Here is a 16464-nt window from a genome sequence, read left to right on the forward strand (position 1 = left end):
TCCCGGTTATTTTCCAATCCTGGGGTGGGGGGCGGGAGCTATGATAGGCGAAGTCATGCGGTTATCACACCTGGAAATCGCCACCGTTTCCAACGTCGGACGGCGGCGGCGCAACAACGAGGACTTCCACCGGGTGGCGGTGTATCCGACACCTCGGGGCAACTTGGTGTTGGCGGCTGTGGCGGATGGGATGGGCGGCTCGGAGGCTGGAGAGTGGGCCAGCAAGCTGGCCATCGAGGGGCTCACCGAGGCGGTGCGGGCCTATGCGGCCCAGCTCGACAGCGGCAGGCCGGCGGTCCCGCTCGAGCGTGTGATGGATAAGGCTTTTCGCTTGGCCCAGCATCGTATCCTGCAAGAAGGAGAACGCGTGCCCGAGCGCAAGGGCATGGGAACTACGCTCACCGCCATGTTGCTGACCGAGTGGAACAAAAGCGGGGTGATCGGCCATGTGGGCGATACCCGGGCCTACTGCCGCAGCAAAGGCCGCTGGCAACAACTCACCGCCGACCACTCCTGGGTGGCCCAACAGGTCCGGGAAGGCCTCCTAACCCCGCACCAGGCCGAGACCCACCCCTGGCGGCACATGCTGACCCAGGCGTTGGGGCTTGCTGAGGTGCACTACGACCTGCTGAGCATCAGCCTGGCCCCCGACGAGACCCTGGTGCTCGCCACCGATGGGCTTTATAACTTGGTTTTACCCGAAGAGTGGCAGACCACGTTGGATTTGCAGTCCTCCGTGGAACACTGGGTGCGCTTGGCCCTTGAGCGGGGCGGCACCGACAACATCACGGCGGTAGCGGCGAGGTGGCGATGAGCGTCCTGTTGGCGGTGCTGCTGGTGGGGCTCTCGGTGGCCCTGGCGTTGCGCTTGGCCGGCACTTGGGTGATGCTGGGGGGGATGGCCCTCCTGCTGGGGGTGGCCTGGGGGCTAGGGGCTCAGCCCGCGTCTTGGCTGCCGTTGGCGGCGCTAGGCCTGGCGGGGGTGTGGGGTCCGCGGCTGACGTTCTCCAGGGCCCCGACCTCTCGCGCCCCTGCGGGCAAGAACGCCAAAGGTCCCAAAAACGGCAAAACCCGGCCTACCAAAACCCCCACCAACCCTCGAGCCACCCTGAGCGGTCTGACCAATGCTCCGGGGGGCTTGGAAGATAAGTACGAAATCCTCGAAAAGGTGGGAATCGGTGGAATGGCCACCGTCTACAAGGCCCGCGACCGCTCTGGGCGGATGTTGGCCCTCAAAATTCCCCAGGAGAAGTTCGTGGGCGACGCGCGCTTTGTGCGTCGCTTCCACCGCGAGGCCGAGGTGCTGGCCCATCTCGATCATCCCGGTATCGTCAAGGTATTTGATCACGGCAACGTGGGCGATACCCACTACATCGCCATGGAGTTCCTGGACGGCGAGGGGCTGGACCGGCTGATCGAAGGCCGTAAGCTCAGCATTCGTTCGAGCGTGGAGATCATGCAACGGGTAGCGGAGGCGCTACAACATATCCACGCCCAGGGCATCATCCACCGCGACATCAAGCCGGGCAACATCATGGTGCTCAAAGGGGCCATCCGCGAGGATGGCCGGGTGGACCCCAGGGGGGTGCGCCTGATGGACTTCGGCATCGCCGCGGGAAAGGTGCTGACCCGGCTCACCATCACCGGGGCCCGCATCGGCACCCCGGTGTACATGAGCCCCGAGCAAGCCAAGGGCCAACGCATCGACCACAAGTCCGACGTCTACAGCCTGGGGGTGGTCTTCTACGAGGCCCTCACCGGGCAGCCCCCGTTTCAGGGAGGCTACGAGGCGGTGATCCACCAGCAGATTTTCCAGATGCCCACCCCACCCCGCCAGCACAACCCTGAGATCCCCCAGGCCCTCTCCGACCTGGTCTACCGGATGCTCGACAAAGACCCCGAGAAACGCCCCGGCTTAGACCAGGTGATCGCGACGCTCAAGGGCAACTGGCAGGAGGACCAGGGCTTGCAGGCCGAGTACTACCTGGCCCTCGCGGTGGAGGCCAAAAAGGGTACCCTGCGGCTGGTGGAGCCCAGCGGGGTGCTGGCCCGGATGTGGAGCGGGGTGGGCAGCGGGCGCGGCCAGTTCCCCTCGCCCCCCCTCTCGCTGGCGATAGATCCGCAGGGCCGCTTCTGGATCACCCTCTTCGAGTACGGCGGGAGCGGGGTACGGCTGGTGCACCGTTTTTCGGCGGAGGGGGAGCTCGAGTTCAGCATGGGCCCCTATGGCATGAAGCCGGGAGAGTTTTTGTATCCGGCCTCGATCGCAGCGGGGGGCAACGACCTCTACGTGCTCGACAGCGAAACCAGCACCATCAGCCGCTTCGACCTCGAGGGTAACCTGCTGGGCCGCTTCGGCGGGGCTGGGCCAGGCCGAGGCACCTTCGATGCCCCCAAAAGCTTGGCGGTAGGTCGCCACTTCCTCTACGTGCTCGACTACGGCAACCGCCAGGTGCAACGCCTCAGCCTGGAGGGCCAGTATCTTTCGCGCTATGCCTTCCGTAAAAACCGCGAGACCCAGGAGTTGCGGGTGCTCGCCGGCTTGGGGTTGGGCCCCGAGGATCAGCTCTACGTCTACGATGCCGACGCCCAGAAGATCCGCCAGGTAGCTCAAGATGGGCAGATCGTCAGCTCGACCCCGCTGCAACTTTTGGAGGGAGAAGACCCTAACAGCATCGTGGAGATGGCGGTTCGAGGAGACATCCTCTACGCCGCCCGACGGGGCGGTACCAAAATTCACCGGATACGGCTTTCCGGTGAGGTCCTGTCGCCGATAGACATCTACGCCCCGCTGCGCTCGCTCGCGCTTTGGATGAACCACGCCAAACACAAAAACTGAGCTTGCCGTCGAGGGGGTCGTAGCTACGGTATCTATAGAGACCGACGGGTACCTCCCCAGGAAGCAGCTCCTGGGCCCATAAACGAGGGAGTTGCTGTCCCGGAGGGGCGCTGCGCCTCAAAGGGGATGGTTGCTATGAGAAACCATCAGGGAGGATTGGGGGATTGAGGTCATTGATACCAAGCCCCTTCCCATCGCCCAGGGTAACCCGAGGCCAGCAAGGGTTGGGGCCTCAAGCCGCACGCGGCGGCGAGCCCGGGGGGGATCGTTCCGGCGCTGGGCCTTTGTCCCGGTGCACGGCGGCACGTCGTCCCAATAGGGGATCGTCCCAGCTGCAAGAACATGAAGCGCCAGGATGCGTAAGCGCATCGAGACCAGTTTCAGTTCCCTGGTCCGCTCCCTCCACCTGCCCGTGGGACAGGCCAAGACCTTCTGCTCACTCAGGGCCAGGGTCAATCTCAAGATCGCGGCTCACAACCTCTCAGGTGTGCTGGCCTGACTTCAGGTAGCAAACGAGGTTACTGGGTCCAGATGGATGAGGGGAGCAGCCCGTTTCCTAGAGATCGCCCCGGGAAGCTACCGACTTACCGTCGCCGCGGCTTCAGGGGAATTCCGGGAGGTCCCTATAGAGGTCACGTCCCTCTGCTACGCCCCCACGCGGATACTCCTGCCCTAGAAGAGCGTGCTGGCCTACACCCGAGGCACCGATTGGGTGGCACACTCGAGGTATGAGAAGCCTGCTGTGGGTTTTGATCCTCTCCATCTTCGGCGCCAGGGCCATCGCGCCGGGCGATCCCGCGCCGCTGCCCAAGGTCAGCGACTCGTACGGCAAGCCGGTGGACCTAGCCCAGATCACCAAGTCGGGGAAGTATGTGGTGCTGTGGTTCTACCCCAAGGCCTCCTCGCCGGGATGCTCGGCGCAGGGCAAGCGCTACGCCGAGCTGTACGAGGAGTTCGCGCGGTACAACGTGGAGATCTTCGGGGTGAGCCACGACCCGGCGGCCGAGCAGTGCGAGTTCATCGAGAAGCTGGCCCTCAAAGGGGCCATGATCCCCGACCGAGACGGCGTTCTCGCCAAGGCCTACAAGGTGGGCAGCCTCCTCGGCTTCTACGCCCGCGATACCTTCCTGATCAACCCCCAGGGCCGCATCGAGAAGGTCTGGCGCAACGTCAACCCCTTCAAGGACCCCGACACCGTGCTGGCCTACCTCAAGGAGAAGCTCGGCAAGTAGGCGGGGCCGGATGCGGGTCATGGTCATCGGGGCCGGGGTGGGCGGCCTGACCACGGCTGCGCTGCTGGCCCAAGCGGGCCTCGAGGTCACCGTGCTCGAGGCCCACACCTACCCCGGCGGCTCGGCGGGGACCTTTTTTCACCAAGGCTACCGCTTCGACGCCGGGGCCACGCTGCTGGCGGGCTTCGACCCCGGCGGGGTGTTCGAGCGGCTGGGCCATAGGCTGGGGGTGGAGTTCCCGGTGCGGCGGCTCGAGGCCGGTGAGCCCCTGATGCGGGTCTGGCTGCCGGACGGCCGGAGCGTGGACCGCCCAGTGGGGCGGGCGTATGAACTGGAGGCACAGCTCGAGGCCTTCGGCCCCCGGGTGCGGCCCTTTTGGGAGTGGCAGGGCCGGCAGGCCGCGGCGCTTTGGCCGCTGGCGGAGGCCCTGCCGTTCCCGCCCGCCGACCTCCTCGAGCTCGCCCGGCTGGTGGGCCTGGGCCTGCCCTGGGCCCTGCGCCATCCCCTTGGCCTGCTGGACCTGCTGCGTCCGGTCGCGGCCCATACCCCCCAAGACCCGGCCTTCCGGCGCTTCCTCGACGCCCAGCTGCTCATCGCCTCCCAGGCCGACGCCCAGCACACCTACGCCCTCTTCGGCGCGGCGGCCCTGGACCTGCCGCACCGGGGCCCGGCCATGCCGCGGGGCGGGATGGGGGCGGTGGCCCAGACGCTGGCCCAGGCCGTCGAGCGCCACGGTGGACGCGTGCTCTACCGCCACCGGGCCGAGCGGCTCCTGACCCAGGGCGGCCGGGTGCGGGCCGTGGAGGTGGGGCTGGGCGGGCGGCGCCGGGGGCAGCGGGAGCGGCTCGAGGCCGACCTCTTCGTGGCCAACCTGACCCCCGGTGACCTGGGCCGCCTGCTGGGCCGGCCGGGCCGCCCGCCCGCCGATGGTTGGGGCGCCTTCGTGCTCCACGCGGCCCTCCCCGCGGCCGCGGTCCCACCGGGGCCGCCCTACCGGCAGTGGGCCGGGGAGGGCGAGTGGGTTTTCGTCAGCCTGTCCGAGCCGGAGGACCCCCTGCGCGGCCCCCCCGGAGTGCGGGTGCTCTCGGCCTCGGTGCACACCCCCCTCGAGGCCTGGCGCGGCCTCTCGGAGGAGGAGTACGCTGCCCGAAAGAGGGCCTGGCAAGATCGGGTGATGCGGCAGGTCGAGCGGTTGATCCCGGGCTTCCGGGAGGCGGCCATCCTGCTCCTGGCGGGTTCCCCGCGCACCTACGCCCGCTATACCTCGCGCCAGGAGGGCTGGGTGGGGGGCTACCCCCAGGTCCACCCCTTGCGCACGCCCTCGCCGCGCACCCCGTTGGCCAACCTGTGGCGGGTGGGGGAGACGGTCTTTCCCGGCCAGTCGGTTCCGGCGGTGGCCATGGGAGGCGTTCGGGTAGCCGGGTTGGTGCTGCGCAGGCTGGGGGTCCGAGTCGGCGGGCCAGACGGGTGCCCCCAGGGAGTCGGGAGCTAGTGGTCTGGTAAGGGGACGATCCCCTTCAGGACGGGCTACGCCCGTACACCCGGAGGTAGATTCCCTGTCGGGACGAGCAAAGCTCGTACACCTGGGGTAGATTCCCTTCGGGACAGCCTATGGCTGTACACCTAGGGGACGATCCCCTATCGGGACGGGCAGGGCCCGTACACCTAGGGACCGATCCCCTTCGTTCGGCGTACGCCGTGGGGGACGTGCGATCGGCCCAATGCCCCAACAATCCGGTTACCGGTGTACCGACCCTGGCTTTGTAGGTCGGGCTAAGGGCGCCCTTCGGCTCTGCGGGTAAAAGAAGGGCATGAACCTCGTCTGGCACCGAGCCGACCTGCGCCTCCACGACAACCCGGCCCTGGCTGCTGCCTTGCGCAGCGGCCCCGCGCTGGGCCTGGTGGTCCTCGACCCTAACATCCTAAGCAACACCTCCGCCCGGCGGCGGGCTTGGTTTTGCCGCAATGTCGCCGCGCTGCGCGAGGCCTATGCCCGGTGCGGGGGCACCTTGTTGGTGCGAAGCGGGTTGCCCTGGGAGGTGCTGCCCCGGGTGGTGGCCGAGCTGGGCCTTCGCCGGGTCTTCGCGGTGCGCAACTCGACTCCCTACGCCCGCTTCCGCGACCGGAAGGTGGAGGAGGCCCTGCCGGGCCGGGTGGCATGGTTCCACGGCCAGTACGTCCAGAAGCCGGGAGAGATCCTCAAACCGGATGGGGGCCCCTACACCGTGTTCACCCCCTATTTCCGCCGGTGGTGGGCCGCTTTGGAAGGGGAGCCGCTCGAGGTGCCCGCTCGCTTTCCCCCGGCGGCCCTCCCCCCCGAATACGATCCGGGTTCGCTCCCAGAGGAGTCCTCCGACGTGCCCTTGCCGCCCGCGGGGGAGGAGGCCGCGCTAGGGGCGCTCGAGGCCTTCCTCTCGGACAGGCTGCCGCTGTATCACCAGACCCGTGACCGGCTCGACGGCAGCGGGGGCTCGCGCCTGTCCTACTACTTCACCCTGGGGGTGCTCTCGCCCCGGCTGGCAGTGCGGCGGGCCCTGCGGGTGGGGGGGGAGGGGGCCCGCAAGTGGGTGAGCGAGCTGGCCTGGCGCGACTTCAGCGGAGAGCTGCTCCACAACTTCCCCCACATGGCGCGCTCGGCCTTCGACCCGCGCTGGGACGGGCTACCCTGGCAGGACGACCCCGAGCTCTTCGGGGCCTGGCTCGAGGGCCGCACCGGTATTCCGGTGGTGGACGCCGCCATGCGCGAGCTGCGGGCCACCGGCTTCCTCTCGAACCGCGCGCGGATGGTGGTGGCGCAGTTCGCGGTGAAGCTGGCCCTGCTGCCCTGGCAGAAGTGCGAGCGGGCCTTCCGCGACCTGCTGCTCGACGGGGACAACGCCTCCAACCTACAGGGCTGGCAGTGGGCAGGGGGGCTGGGGGTGGACGCGGCCCCCTACTTCCGGGTGTTCAACCTCGCGGCCCAGGCCCAGACCCACGACCCCGGCGGCGATTGGCTACGCCGCTGGGTACCCGAGTCTGAGGGTAGGCTCGAGCCTTACGGGCGACCCGTGCTCGACCTCGAGGCCGCCCGCCGGCGCTACCTCGAGGCGGCCGCACGGATCGCCCGAGGGGGGCCTCGAGGCTGAACGTAATATAGACAAATATTGTACGTAAACTGAACAGATAGGCTCGTGGCAGGAGAGGCAAGGGGACTGCAACCCCGAAGCCAGGGGCCCATCCCTTGCCGATCCGGGAGGGATAGAGATGAAGATCAAGGCTTTGTTCGTCGCCGGAGGCTTGGCCCTGGCCGCCCTCGGCCTCACCGTGGCCCAGAACATGCAAAACACGCCCGACACCAGCAAGCAGACCATCGCCCAGATCGTGGCCTCCAACCCCAACTTCAGCACCCTGCTGGCGGCGGTGAAGGCGGCGGGGTTGGTAGAGACCCTCTCCGGCCCCGGCCCCTTCACGGTCTTCGCGCCCACCAACGAGGCCTTTGCCAAGATCCCCAAAGCCGACCTGGACAAGCTTCTGGCGGATAAGGCGGCCCTCACCAAGGTGCTCACCTACCACGTGGTGGCGGGACGGGTGCCCTCCAGCGAGGTGGTCAAGCTGAAGGAAGCCAAGACCGTCCAGGGCCAGGCCATAACCATCGCGGTATCGGGCGGCAGCGTCATCCTCAACGGATACTCCAAGGTGACGGCGGTGGATATCCCCGCTAGTAACGGCGTGATCCACGTGATCGACACCGTGTTGCTGCCCAAATAATCGCCCCCTTCAAGACACCCCCGCCTGGGCGGGGGTGTCTCTTTTCCACCCCGCTGGCCGTGTATACTGACCGGCGGGTCAGGAGAAGGGGGGTGAAAGTGGTCTAAAAATTTGGACGGGCTCGAGACTATAGGGTGGAACGCGAAAGGAGAACGCTGATGAGTAAACGCGTCGTGCTTCTAGCTTCAGCCTTGTTTGGATTCGTTATGGCCTTTGCCCAGGACGCATTTCCCCAGCCCGGTCCCAACGATGCCCTGGTGCGCTTCGTACACCTGGTGCCGGACGGGCCCAAAATCGACATATCGGCGGGGAGCAAGAAGATATTTGAAGAGCTTGCCTATAAGGATACCGCCACCTACTTGCCGGTGGCGGCGGGAGAGCCGAGCTTCGTGGTGAGCGAGGTCGCCAAAACCGACGACAAAGGCAACCCCCAGCCCGGAGCAAAGCTCCTCGAGCTCAAGGCCAAGCTCGAGAAAGGGAGGCGTTACACCATCGCGCTCCTGGGTTCGGCCAAACAGCCCAAGGCCCAGGTTTTCGACGACGCCTTCAAGGCGGTACAGGGCCAGGCCCTGGTGCGGGTCGTCCAGGCCTCCGCTGACGTCCCGGCGGTGGACGTGGCGGTGAAGGGCGGGCCGCTGCTGTTCAAAGGGCTGGCTTACGGCCAGGGTTCAGCGTACACCCCGGTGCGGGCTATGATCTACGACCTCGAGGTGCGCCCGGCGGGCAAGGCTGAGGTGGTTCTCTCCTTGCCGGGGATCAGCCTGCAAGCGGGGCGGGTCTACACCGTTTTCGTGGTGGGTAACGCGGCGGATACTACCCTCGAGGCGGTGTTTGCCGAGGACAACTACGGCGAGTAGATCCGCTCTTCGGCCAGGGCGGGCGTTCCTGCCCGCCCCGGCTGCTGTGTGGGTTGTAGGCGGGGCCTCGGTTCCCTTACGGGCGAAGCGCCAGAATCGTCTTGTGCGGGGGATTCTGTTGCTGCTGGCGGCGCTGGGCCTGGCCGGGGCGCAAAGCCCGAGGTGGGCGGGCGACCCCGAGTACCGCACCTTTCCCGGCACGCCGACCGCTGCCGGGCCGACCTTGGACAAAAGCTACGCCCTCGTCTACCCGGCTCAGGGGGAGTTCAGGGGTACGGTCCTCTTCGTGCCAGGGTTTTTGGGCGGGGCCACCAACTTCGACGCCTTGGCCCGGCGGTTGGTTTTGGCCGCCCCGGGCTGGGAGGTGTGGGCCTGGGACCGCCGCGCCAACGGCCTCGAGGACCGCCGCGGTTTCGCCACTGCCGACCCCTGGGCCTATTACCAGCGCTACCAGCTCCCGGAGTTTCCCTTTCTCAAGGACTGGGGCCTCCAGGTGCACCTGGGCGACCTCGAGCGCCTGGTGGAGCAAGCTCGCTCCCGTGGCCCGGTGGTGCTGGCCGGGCATAGCCTGGGGGCCAGCCTGGCCGCGCTCTTTGCTCTGTACCACGAGGATCTCGCCGGGCTGATCCTGCTGGACGGCTTGCCCAACCTGATCCGAGTCGGCCAGGAGCAGTACCACAGCGGCGGCCTCAGCCAGTTTGGCCACACGCCGGGCTTGGACGAACTGCTCGCGGGGAAGGCCCCGCCCTACATCACCCTCTTCGGGCTCGACCCTATCGGCTTTGCCCAAGCCGAGGCGCAGGCCTTCATGGCTGCCCAGGCCCCGCAGGCCGACGCCCCTCCCGGTTGGGCGCCCTGGCGGGCCAGCCGTATCGCGGCCGCCTTGTACCGGGTGGACGACCGCTATCAGCCCTTCCCGGCGTTCTCGGTCTCGCTGGGCCGTGCGGTGGGGCGCGAGGGCTTCAACCTCTTGGGCTTCCTTTTCGGCAATTTGACCTACACCGTGCGGGGGCCGCGGGGGAACCGGGTCGAGTGGCAGGATACCGGGGAAGCCACCGACCCGCTGGAGTTTTTACGGCTCTACGCCAACCCCACTACCGGCTTCTCCGAGTGGTTCTTCCCCTACCGGCTCATCCTGGATATCGGAGCCTGGGAGGTCGCGGTGCCCCAACTCAAGCCGCGCACGCTCCCTTACCCGGTGTTGGCGCTCGGGGCCGGGCGCGGGTTGCTGCCCCACGCGGAGGATTTCGCCGGGCTCTCGAGCGTGTTCCCCGGCTCGAGCTTCGACGTGCGGATCCTGCCGGGGCTCACCCACCTAGACCTCCTTACCGGGCGGGATGGGCCTGCGGTGGGGCCGATCGCCCGGTATCTACAGGCGCTTCGCCCATAGACCGAAGTAGGGCACCACGATCCCGTCCGGTTTGGCCGCCACCACCGCCTCGGCGGGGATGTTGGATGTTTACGCAGCCCGCTCCCGCGCGCTTCCTCTCAGCCCCTGCCAAGGCGATAAGCCCCCCCACTGATGAGGGGGTTGCGGGGGTAGAGGTAGAGCACCCGCTGCTTGGGCTGGCCCGTGCGCTGGGAGAGCTTGGAGCGCAAGGCTCGAGGCCCTGCACCAGTTCCTCCCCACGCTGCACCCGTCCGACCGCCGCGGCCACGGTGCGGATCTTTTTCCTGACCCCCTCCAGGGTGGGCTCGGCGTTCAGGCGGAAGAAGAGGCCGATGTCGGGTTTGGTTTTCCTGCGGGGTTTGTAAGGCTTGCCCACCCGCGGGGGTTATACGCCGGGACTACAGTCATAGCCATCGGCTCGAGCTAAACTTTTGTGTAAGCTCCCCCTTCTCTCCGCCCTGCATCCGAAAGCGGACTCCGGGCCCATGAAAGGTGCCATGCCCGTGTTCGAGGTGAACATGCCCCGACCTTGGTTGCTGGTCGCGCTGGTGGGACTGGCCTACGCCCAAGCCCCCCAGTTCGCGGTAGAGGGGCGGGTGACCTACGCCGCCAGCTACCCCCTGGGCCGGTGGGAGGGAACCAACACCACCGCCAGCGGACAGGTACGCTGGGAGATGGAAAGCGGGGCGTTGGAGGGGCGGATCTGCGTGGACCTGCGCGCTTTCAACTCCGGCAACCCCTTGCGCGACGCCGATTCCCGCGGGGTATTCGAGGTGAACAAGTACCCCCAAAGCTGTTTCCAGCCCATCCGCCTGCTCCGCCAAGGGGAAGCGGTGAGCGTGGTGGGGATCCTCGAGCTGCACGGGGTGAGCAGGGAGATCCGCATCGCGGGGAGCTTGAGCCAAGAAGGTGCGGCTTACCGTTTTCGTGGCGTCTTTGAGACCAGGTTTTCGGAGTGGAACCTCGAGCGCCCCAGCCTGATCTTCGTGAGGGTGGACGATCCTGTGCAGGTGCGCCTGGAGGCCCGGGTGGAGCCGGTTTGGACGAGGTAGCCATCCGTGAATACCCGTGAAGCCCTCCTCGAGCGCGCCAAGGCGGCATTTGCCGAACGGGGCTACGCCGCCACCAGCCTGGAGGTGCTGGCGCGCGGCCTAGGCCTGTCTAAAGCCGCCGTCTACCACCACTTCCCCTCCAAGCGGGCCTTGCTGAAAGCGCTGTTGGAAGAGGCCCTGGAGGAGACCCGCCAGGCCCTGGACCAGCCAGCAGGCCTCGAGCAGCGGCTACTCGGCTACGCCCTAGCCTACCGCGGGCAGGTCGAGCCCCTGACGGCCCTCATGACGGCCCACTCCGGGAGGCGGGGGGGAGACCAGGAGGCGGTCAAGATCTCGCTGGCGGCCATGCAGCAGGGGATGGACCTCCTGGCCGGAGCGCTCGAGGCGGTAGTCCCGGGCAGGGGAAGGGTGATGGCGGCGATTTTTTCGTCCATCGTACACGGGGCCTACATGATAGGGCGGCACTTGCCGGGGTACGAGGTCGAAGCTCTGCTGCGCGAAGGGGTGCGGGTCTTCGTAGGGGGCCTGCCCTGATCGGGAGCCGCAGCCTCGCCCCTTGCGCATGGCTCAGCCCCAGTTAAGCGGGGGTATGCAACAATGGAGGCCGTGAGCGTTCGGGTGCTGCTGGTCGAGGACGACCGGGGGGTGCGGGAGGCCCTCAAGCTAGGTCTCGAATTGGAAGGCTACACCGTGCTAGAGGCTTCGAATGGCCCAGAGTGCCTGCGCAAGCTGGAGGAGGGCCCCGACGCGGTGATTCTAGACGTGCTGATGCCGGGGGGCGACGGGTTTGGGGTACTGCGGGAGATCCGGCGCAAAAGCAGCGTACCGGTGCTGATGCTCACCGCTTTGGACGAGGTGGAATGGCGGGTCAAGGGGCTCAAGGAGGGGGCTGACGACTATCTGGTCAAACCGTATGCCCTGCCCGAGTTGGTCGCTCGCCTCGAGGCCGTGCTGCGCCGCACGCGCAGGGAAGACGCGATCCTCTCCTACGCCGACCTCACCCTGTACCCGGCCAAGATGGAAGCCCGCCGGGCGGAGCGGGTGCTGGAGCTTTCCCCCAAGGCCTTTTTGCTGCTGAAATGCCTGGTCGAGCACGCCGAGCGCATCCTGCCCAAAGAGGCCTTGATGCAGCGGGTTTGGGGGGAGGAGATCGAGCCCAACACGCTCGAGGTCCACCTCTCCGCGTTGCGCCGGGCCCTGGGCGAGCCCCCCTTGCTCCACACCCTGCGCGGGCACGGATATGTCCTCAGGAAGTGAGGTCGGATCGTCCCCGGTGCGCCTTGCCCTGGGAAAAGCCGGCGGTGTAAGCCATGGCCCTCACCACGAAGCCCTATCTCAGCCTCCGCGCCCGCCTCTTTCTCTGGTTGTTGATCGCCCTGAGCCTGCTCCTGGTGCCGCTGGGGGTGCTCACCGTGCGCGAAGCCCAGCGCGCCGCCCAGGCCGGGCTCGAGCGGGCGGCCTTGTCGGGCCTGGGAGTCTTGGTGGCCGAGAATGCCGGGGTGCGTGAGCTGTTCTCGCTGGTACAGCGCTTTGGCGGAGGGGTGGGCTACGTGGTGTGGCTTCCCGGGAGGCGGGGTGCGCCCGGTCTGCTCGAGCCCCGCATAAGCTGGACGGACCGGGGGGAATACCGACTTCCCGAGGGCCTCATCGAAGCCCTCGCCGAGGGGCAAAGCTACCGCCATTTGATCGGCGATACGTTGTGGCTGGCCCTGCCCACCGAGGCCGGAGGGATAGGCCTGGGGGTGCGCGTTTCCGAGGTGGCGGCTCTACCCTCGAGGCTCTTCCAGCTGTATACCGGCTTGGGGGTGGGGCTACTGGTCCTGGCTTGGTCGGTAGGAGCCTGGGGGCTTTCCCGCTCGCTGCGGCCAACCCTGGAGATGTCGGAGGAGCTCTCCCGGCGCAACCCGGATTTTCTCGAGCCGCTGAGCGAGCCCCGCTTGGCCGAGCTGCGCCCGGCGGTGGCGTCGCTCAACCGCTTGATGGACGAGCTTTCGCGGGCTTTTGCTCGGCTCAAGGCGCAAGAGAAATCTGCCAAGCGTTTCGCCTACGGCGCTTCGCACGAGCTGCGCAACCCCCTGGCCGCCCTCAAGGGCTATCTGGAGGTGCTGGCCCGCCGCCCCGGCGAGCGGCGGGCTATCGAGGGGGCTTTACGTGAGGCGCAGCGGATGGAGGGCCTGCTCGAGGGCCTGCTCACCTTGGCCCGGCTCGAGGGACGGGGCCGGGTGGAAGGGACGCCCCAGGACTTGGCCGCCTTTCTAAGGGCCTATGTCCCCGAACGCTTGTCTGAAGTGATCGGTGAGGCCCAGGTGCAGGCTGAGCCTACCCTGCTCACCCTGGCGGTGGAGAATCTGCTCAAGAATGCGCACCGGCACGGAGGGGGCCGGGTGCGAGCCCGGCTCGAGCCCGACGGCCCGGGCTTTTGGCTGTGGATCGAGGACCAGGGGCCGGGGTTCGCGCCGGAGATCCTGCCCCGCGCCTTCGAACCCTTCATCAAGTTTGGGGACGGCACCGGGTTGGGGTTGGCCATCGTAGCCGCGGTGGCCCGGGTTCACGGAGGGCGGGTTGAAGCCCAGAACCTCGCCGAGGGCGGGGCCAGGGTCGGGATTTGGCTGATCGGGGCCGGGCTGGGGGCTCACTCCCCTGCGGAAGGCCTTTCCAGCGCAAAGCGCTAAACACGGTGGATCCTCCGAAAAGCAGGCCGTTTCTTCAGCCCCAGTTCAGCCAACGCCCCCGGACGCCTTAAGCCAACCCTCCTACCCTAGCTCTATATTCTCGAGCCGGAGCGGCTTAGGATGGGATGCATGCACAGGATTGGTTGGGTTTTGCTGGCCGGTGGGCTTTGGGCTGCCGGGGGGGGATTGGCCCACGGCACCCACTACCTGCCCGCCTCGGGGCCGGGGGGGAAGGTTTTTCAACCGGCCAAGCCCCTACCCCCGGTAGAATTGCAGGATACCTGGACCAAGGCCGTGAGTTTCCCCCCGAAGGGCACCGCCTGGGCTATCTACCTGGGTTACACCGGTTGCCCCGACTTGTGCCCGATGACCCTCGAGCGGTTGCGCCAGGCCTACGCCAGCCTAGGTAGCCCCAAGACCCTGCGATTGGGCTTCGTGAGCCTGGACCCGGCCAACGACACCCCCCTCGTGATGGGCCGCTACCTGCGCGGCTTCCCGCCGGTGGAGGGCTTTACCGGGAAGCCGGAAGCCATCGCGCGGCTGGCCGAGGGGCTCGAGGTGCGCTACAATCCCGGCCCCGGCGGAACCCGGCTCTACCACACCGACGCCATCGCCTTGCTGGACGAGAAAGGCAGGTTGGTGCGGATGATCTTCGGGGCCAGCCGCCTTTCGGCCACCCGCCTTGCTGAGGAGCTCGAGCACCTGGGGAGCCTGCCATGAAGCGCTTTCTTCTGCTTTCGCTTTGTGCCCTGCCGTTGTGTGCGGCTTTGCGGGGATCGGTTTCGGCCCAAGCTGGGGATGCCATCCCTACCTACTACGGCACGGTAGGGCCGATTCTGCAGACCCACTGCACGGGCTGCCACCGCGAAGGGGGGATCGCCCCCTTTCCCCTCGACGACCCCCAGTGGGCGGTGCGGATGGCCCCTGCCATAGCGGCGGCAGTGCAGTCTGGGCAGATGCCGCCCTGGCCCCCGGGAGGCGATACCCCACCCCTGCAGGGGGACCGCCGCCTCTCCGATGAGACTATCCGAACCCTGGTCCGCTGGGCTGAGGCCGGAGCCCCGCTGGGAAAGCTGCGCTACTTGCCCCTGCCCTCCTCGGATGCGGGCGCTGCTGCGCTGCCCTATCGCTTGCAACCCGCCCAAGCCTACACCCCGGACCCAAGGCTGAGCGACGACTACCGCTGCTTCCTGATCGACCCCGCTATGGGCAGCGACACCTTCGTGACCGGCTACCGCATCCGGCCCGGCCAGCCCCGGCTGGTACACCACGTGATCCTCTTCGTCATCGGGCGGAAACAGCTGGCCTTAGCCCAGTCCCGCGATGGGCGCGACGGCAGGCCGGGCTGGCCTTGTTTCGGTGGTCCGGGGCTCTCCGGGAACCCTGCCGACATCGGAACCCCGCTGGGCTTTTGGGTTCCCGGTACCCAGGGCACCGATTTCCCCCCGGGCACCGGCTTCCTGTTGCGATCAGGCTCGAGGATCGTCATGCAGGTGCACTACAACCTGGCGGCCGGCCCAGCGGCCCCCGACCAGACCCGCTTGGAGCTGGCCACCGCCCCGGGTAGCGCCAACCTAAAGCCGTTGCTGGGGAACGCCGTCGTAGCCCCGGTGGAGATCCGCTGCCCAACGGGGGTCACCGGCGAACGCTGCACCCGCGAATACGCCCTGGCCCACACCGGGATGCGCTTTGTGGCCGAGGGCTCGCACCTTCTTTGCAACACCAGCCCGGCTCTTTACCAAGCCCGCGATGTCGGCGACGGCTCGAGCCAGACCACTACCTGCGAGCGCCCGGTGCCAGGAGACCGGGTTCTCCTGGGGGTAACCGCCCATATGCACTTGCGGGGGGTCAGGGTCAAGCTCGAGCTGAACCCCGGCACCCCCCGTGCCCGGACCCTGCTCGAGATACCCCGCTGGGATTTCCGCTGGCAGGGCCAGTACTGGTTCCAAGAGCCCATCCGCACCAGCCAGGGGGATACCGTGCGGATCACCTGTGTCTACGACAACTCCGGCCCCATCCCAGGCCCCGGCGGCGAGCCCCTCGAGCCCCGCTATATGGTCTGGGGCGAGGGCACCACCGACGAGATGTGCCTGGGCTTTTTGAGCTGGGTGAGACCCTAGAGGGAGAGCGTGCGCCGAGTTTTTGCCGTGCTGCTGAGCCTGGTCTTGGGGTCGGGGTGGGCCCAGGATTGGGGCGCCGAGTACCTGAGCCGCTGTCAGGAGGTGGCCGACAACCTGCGCTTTCAGTTCATGTACCTCGAGCGGGTCTCGGCAAATCGCTGGCTGGTGCGGGTGGTGCTGGGCCGGGCTGGCCTCGCCCTCACCCGCCTTACGCTGGATGCCCTGGCCGAGCCCGTACAGATAGGGCTGGAAGACCTGGCCCAAGCCCTCACCCGGCAGGACGGCCCCCCCGACCCGCAGCTCCTGCGCCGGTTTACCAACCGGCTCCAGCGGCTCCAGCGCGAGCTGAACCTGGCCAATTACGTAGTGCTCGAGCCGAGGGGTTACCGCTGCCTCCTTACCTACCTGGGGCGGGTGGTGGGGATTTTGCGCTTTACACAAAACAACCTTCCTCGCCCCGAGCCCCGGTGGCGCGAGGCATACCTGCGCTCCGCTTTTCGTTTTCCTGAGCCCGGAGCAACCCCAGGGGTGCAGTAGTTTATGGATGGTCAGTAGA

General features: G+C 67.5%; 16 protein-coding genes. All 16 read left to right on the plus strand.

The genetic code is table 11. The features are described 5' to 3' along the window. Positions 1–55 precede the first annotated feature (55 nt). The 16 genes from DNA98_RS01465 (at position 56) to DNA98_RS01545 (ending at position 16445) form a co-directional block, all read left to right on the plus strand. Positions 56–814: a PP2C family serine/threonine-protein phosphatase gene (locus DNA98_RS01465; RefSeq protein ID WP_165363875.1), complete on the plus strand. Its 759-nt coding sequence runs from the start codon at positions 56–58 to the stop codon at positions 812–814. Then, positions 811–2838, plus strand: coding sequence for a protein kinase (locus DNA98_RS01470; RefSeq protein WP_110524873.1), 2028 nt, complete (start codon positions 811–813; stop codon positions 2836–2838). The genes DNA98_RS01465 and DNA98_RS01470 overlap by 4 nt, the downstream gene beginning before the upstream one ends. A gap of 355 nt (positions 2839–3193) precedes the next feature. After that, positions 3194–3337 carry a hypothetical protein gene (locus tag DNA98_RS17985; protein ID WP_233492998.1) on the plus strand — a complete coding sequence of 48 codons (144 nt, stop codon included), beginning with the start codon at positions 3194–3196 and terminating at the stop codon, positions 3335–3337. Between the two features lie 229 nt (positions 3338–3566). Further along, positions 3567–4070 (plus strand): peroxiredoxin, encoded by a 504-nt coding sequence (locus DNA98_RS01480; RefSeq protein ID WP_110524875.1) that lies wholly within the window; start codon positions 3567–3569, stop codon positions 4068–4070. A gap of 10 nt (positions 4071–4080) precedes the next feature. Continuing rightward, positions 4081–5562 carry an NAD(P)/FAD-dependent oxidoreductase gene (locus DNA98_RS01485; protein WP_110524877.1) on the plus strand — a complete coding sequence of 494 codons (1482 nt, stop codon included), beginning with the start codon at positions 4081–4083 and terminating at the stop codon, positions 5560–5562. Between the two features lie 319 nt (positions 5563–5881). Next, positions 5882–7195 (plus strand): deoxyribodipyrimidine photo-lyase, encoded by a 1314-nt coding sequence (locus DNA98_RS01490; RefSeq protein ID WP_110524879.1) that lies wholly within the window; start codon positions 5882–5884, stop codon positions 7193–7195. 118 nt (positions 7196–7313) lie between these two features. Beyond that, positions 7314–7817 (plus strand): fasciclin domain-containing protein, encoded by a 504-nt coding sequence (locus DNA98_RS01495; RefSeq protein WP_110524881.1) that lies wholly within the window; start codon positions 7314–7316, stop codon positions 7815–7817. 158 nt (positions 7818–7975) lie between these two features. Beyond that, positions 7976–8674: a DUF4397 domain-containing protein gene (locus DNA98_RS01500; protein ID WP_110524883.1), complete on the plus strand. Its 699-nt coding sequence runs from the start codon at positions 7976–7978 to the stop codon at positions 8672–8674. 103 nt (positions 8675–8777) lie between these two features. Then, a complete protein-coding gene (locus tag DNA98_RS01505) occupies positions 8778–10064 on the plus strand; it encodes an alpha/beta hydrolase (protein ID WP_110524885.1) in 1287 nt (428 codons plus the stop codon). 518 nt (positions 10065–10582) lie between these two features. Then, positions 10583–11116 carry a YceI family protein gene (locus DNA98_RS01515; RefSeq protein WP_110525380.1) on the plus strand — a complete coding sequence of 178 codons (534 nt, stop codon included), beginning with the start codon at positions 10583–10585 and terminating at the stop codon, positions 11114–11116. A gap of 6 nt (positions 11117–11122) precedes the next feature. After that, positions 11123–11650, plus strand: a complete 528-nt coding sequence (locus DNA98_RS01520) for a TetR/AcrR family transcriptional regulator (RefSeq protein WP_110524887.1) — start codon at positions 11123–11125, stop codon at positions 11648–11650. 63 nt (positions 11651–11713) lie between these two features. Next, positions 11714–12373, plus strand: a complete 660-nt coding sequence (locus tag DNA98_RS01525; protein ID WP_110524889.1) for a response regulator transcription factor — start codon at positions 11714–11716, stop codon at positions 12371–12373. A 53-nt stretch (positions 12374–12426) separates the two neighbouring features. Continuing rightward, the gene (locus DNA98_RS01530; protein ID WP_110524891.1) at positions 12427–13788 is read left to right on the plus strand and encodes a HAMP domain-containing sensor histidine kinase; all 1362 of its coding nucleotides are present in this window, start codon (positions 12427–12429) and stop codon (positions 13786–13788) included. Between the two features lie 129 nt (positions 13789–13917). Next, positions 13918–14508 (plus strand): SCO family protein, encoded by a 591-nt coding sequence (locus DNA98_RS01535; protein WP_158531588.1) that lies wholly within the window; start codon positions 13918–13920, stop codon positions 14506–14508. Next, the gene (locus DNA98_RS01540; RefSeq protein ID WP_110524895.1) at positions 14505–15908 is read left to right on the plus strand and encodes a monooxygenase; all 1404 of its coding nucleotides are present in this window, start codon (positions 14505–14507) and stop codon (positions 15906–15908) included. Before DNA98_RS01535 ends, DNA98_RS01540 begins: the two co-directional genes overlap by 4 nt. 9 nt (positions 15909–15917) lie before the next feature. Continuing rightward, a complete protein-coding gene (locus DNA98_RS01545; RefSeq protein WP_110524897.1) occupies positions 15918–16445 on the plus strand; it encodes a hypothetical protein in 528 nt (175 codons plus the stop codon). The last annotated feature ends 19 nt before the right edge of the window (positions 16446–16464 follow it).

This window comes from Meiothermus sp. Pnk-1 (assembly GCF_003226535.1).
Taxonomy (GTDB): domain Bacteria; phylum Deinococcota; class Deinococci; order Deinococcales; family Thermaceae; genus Allomeiothermus.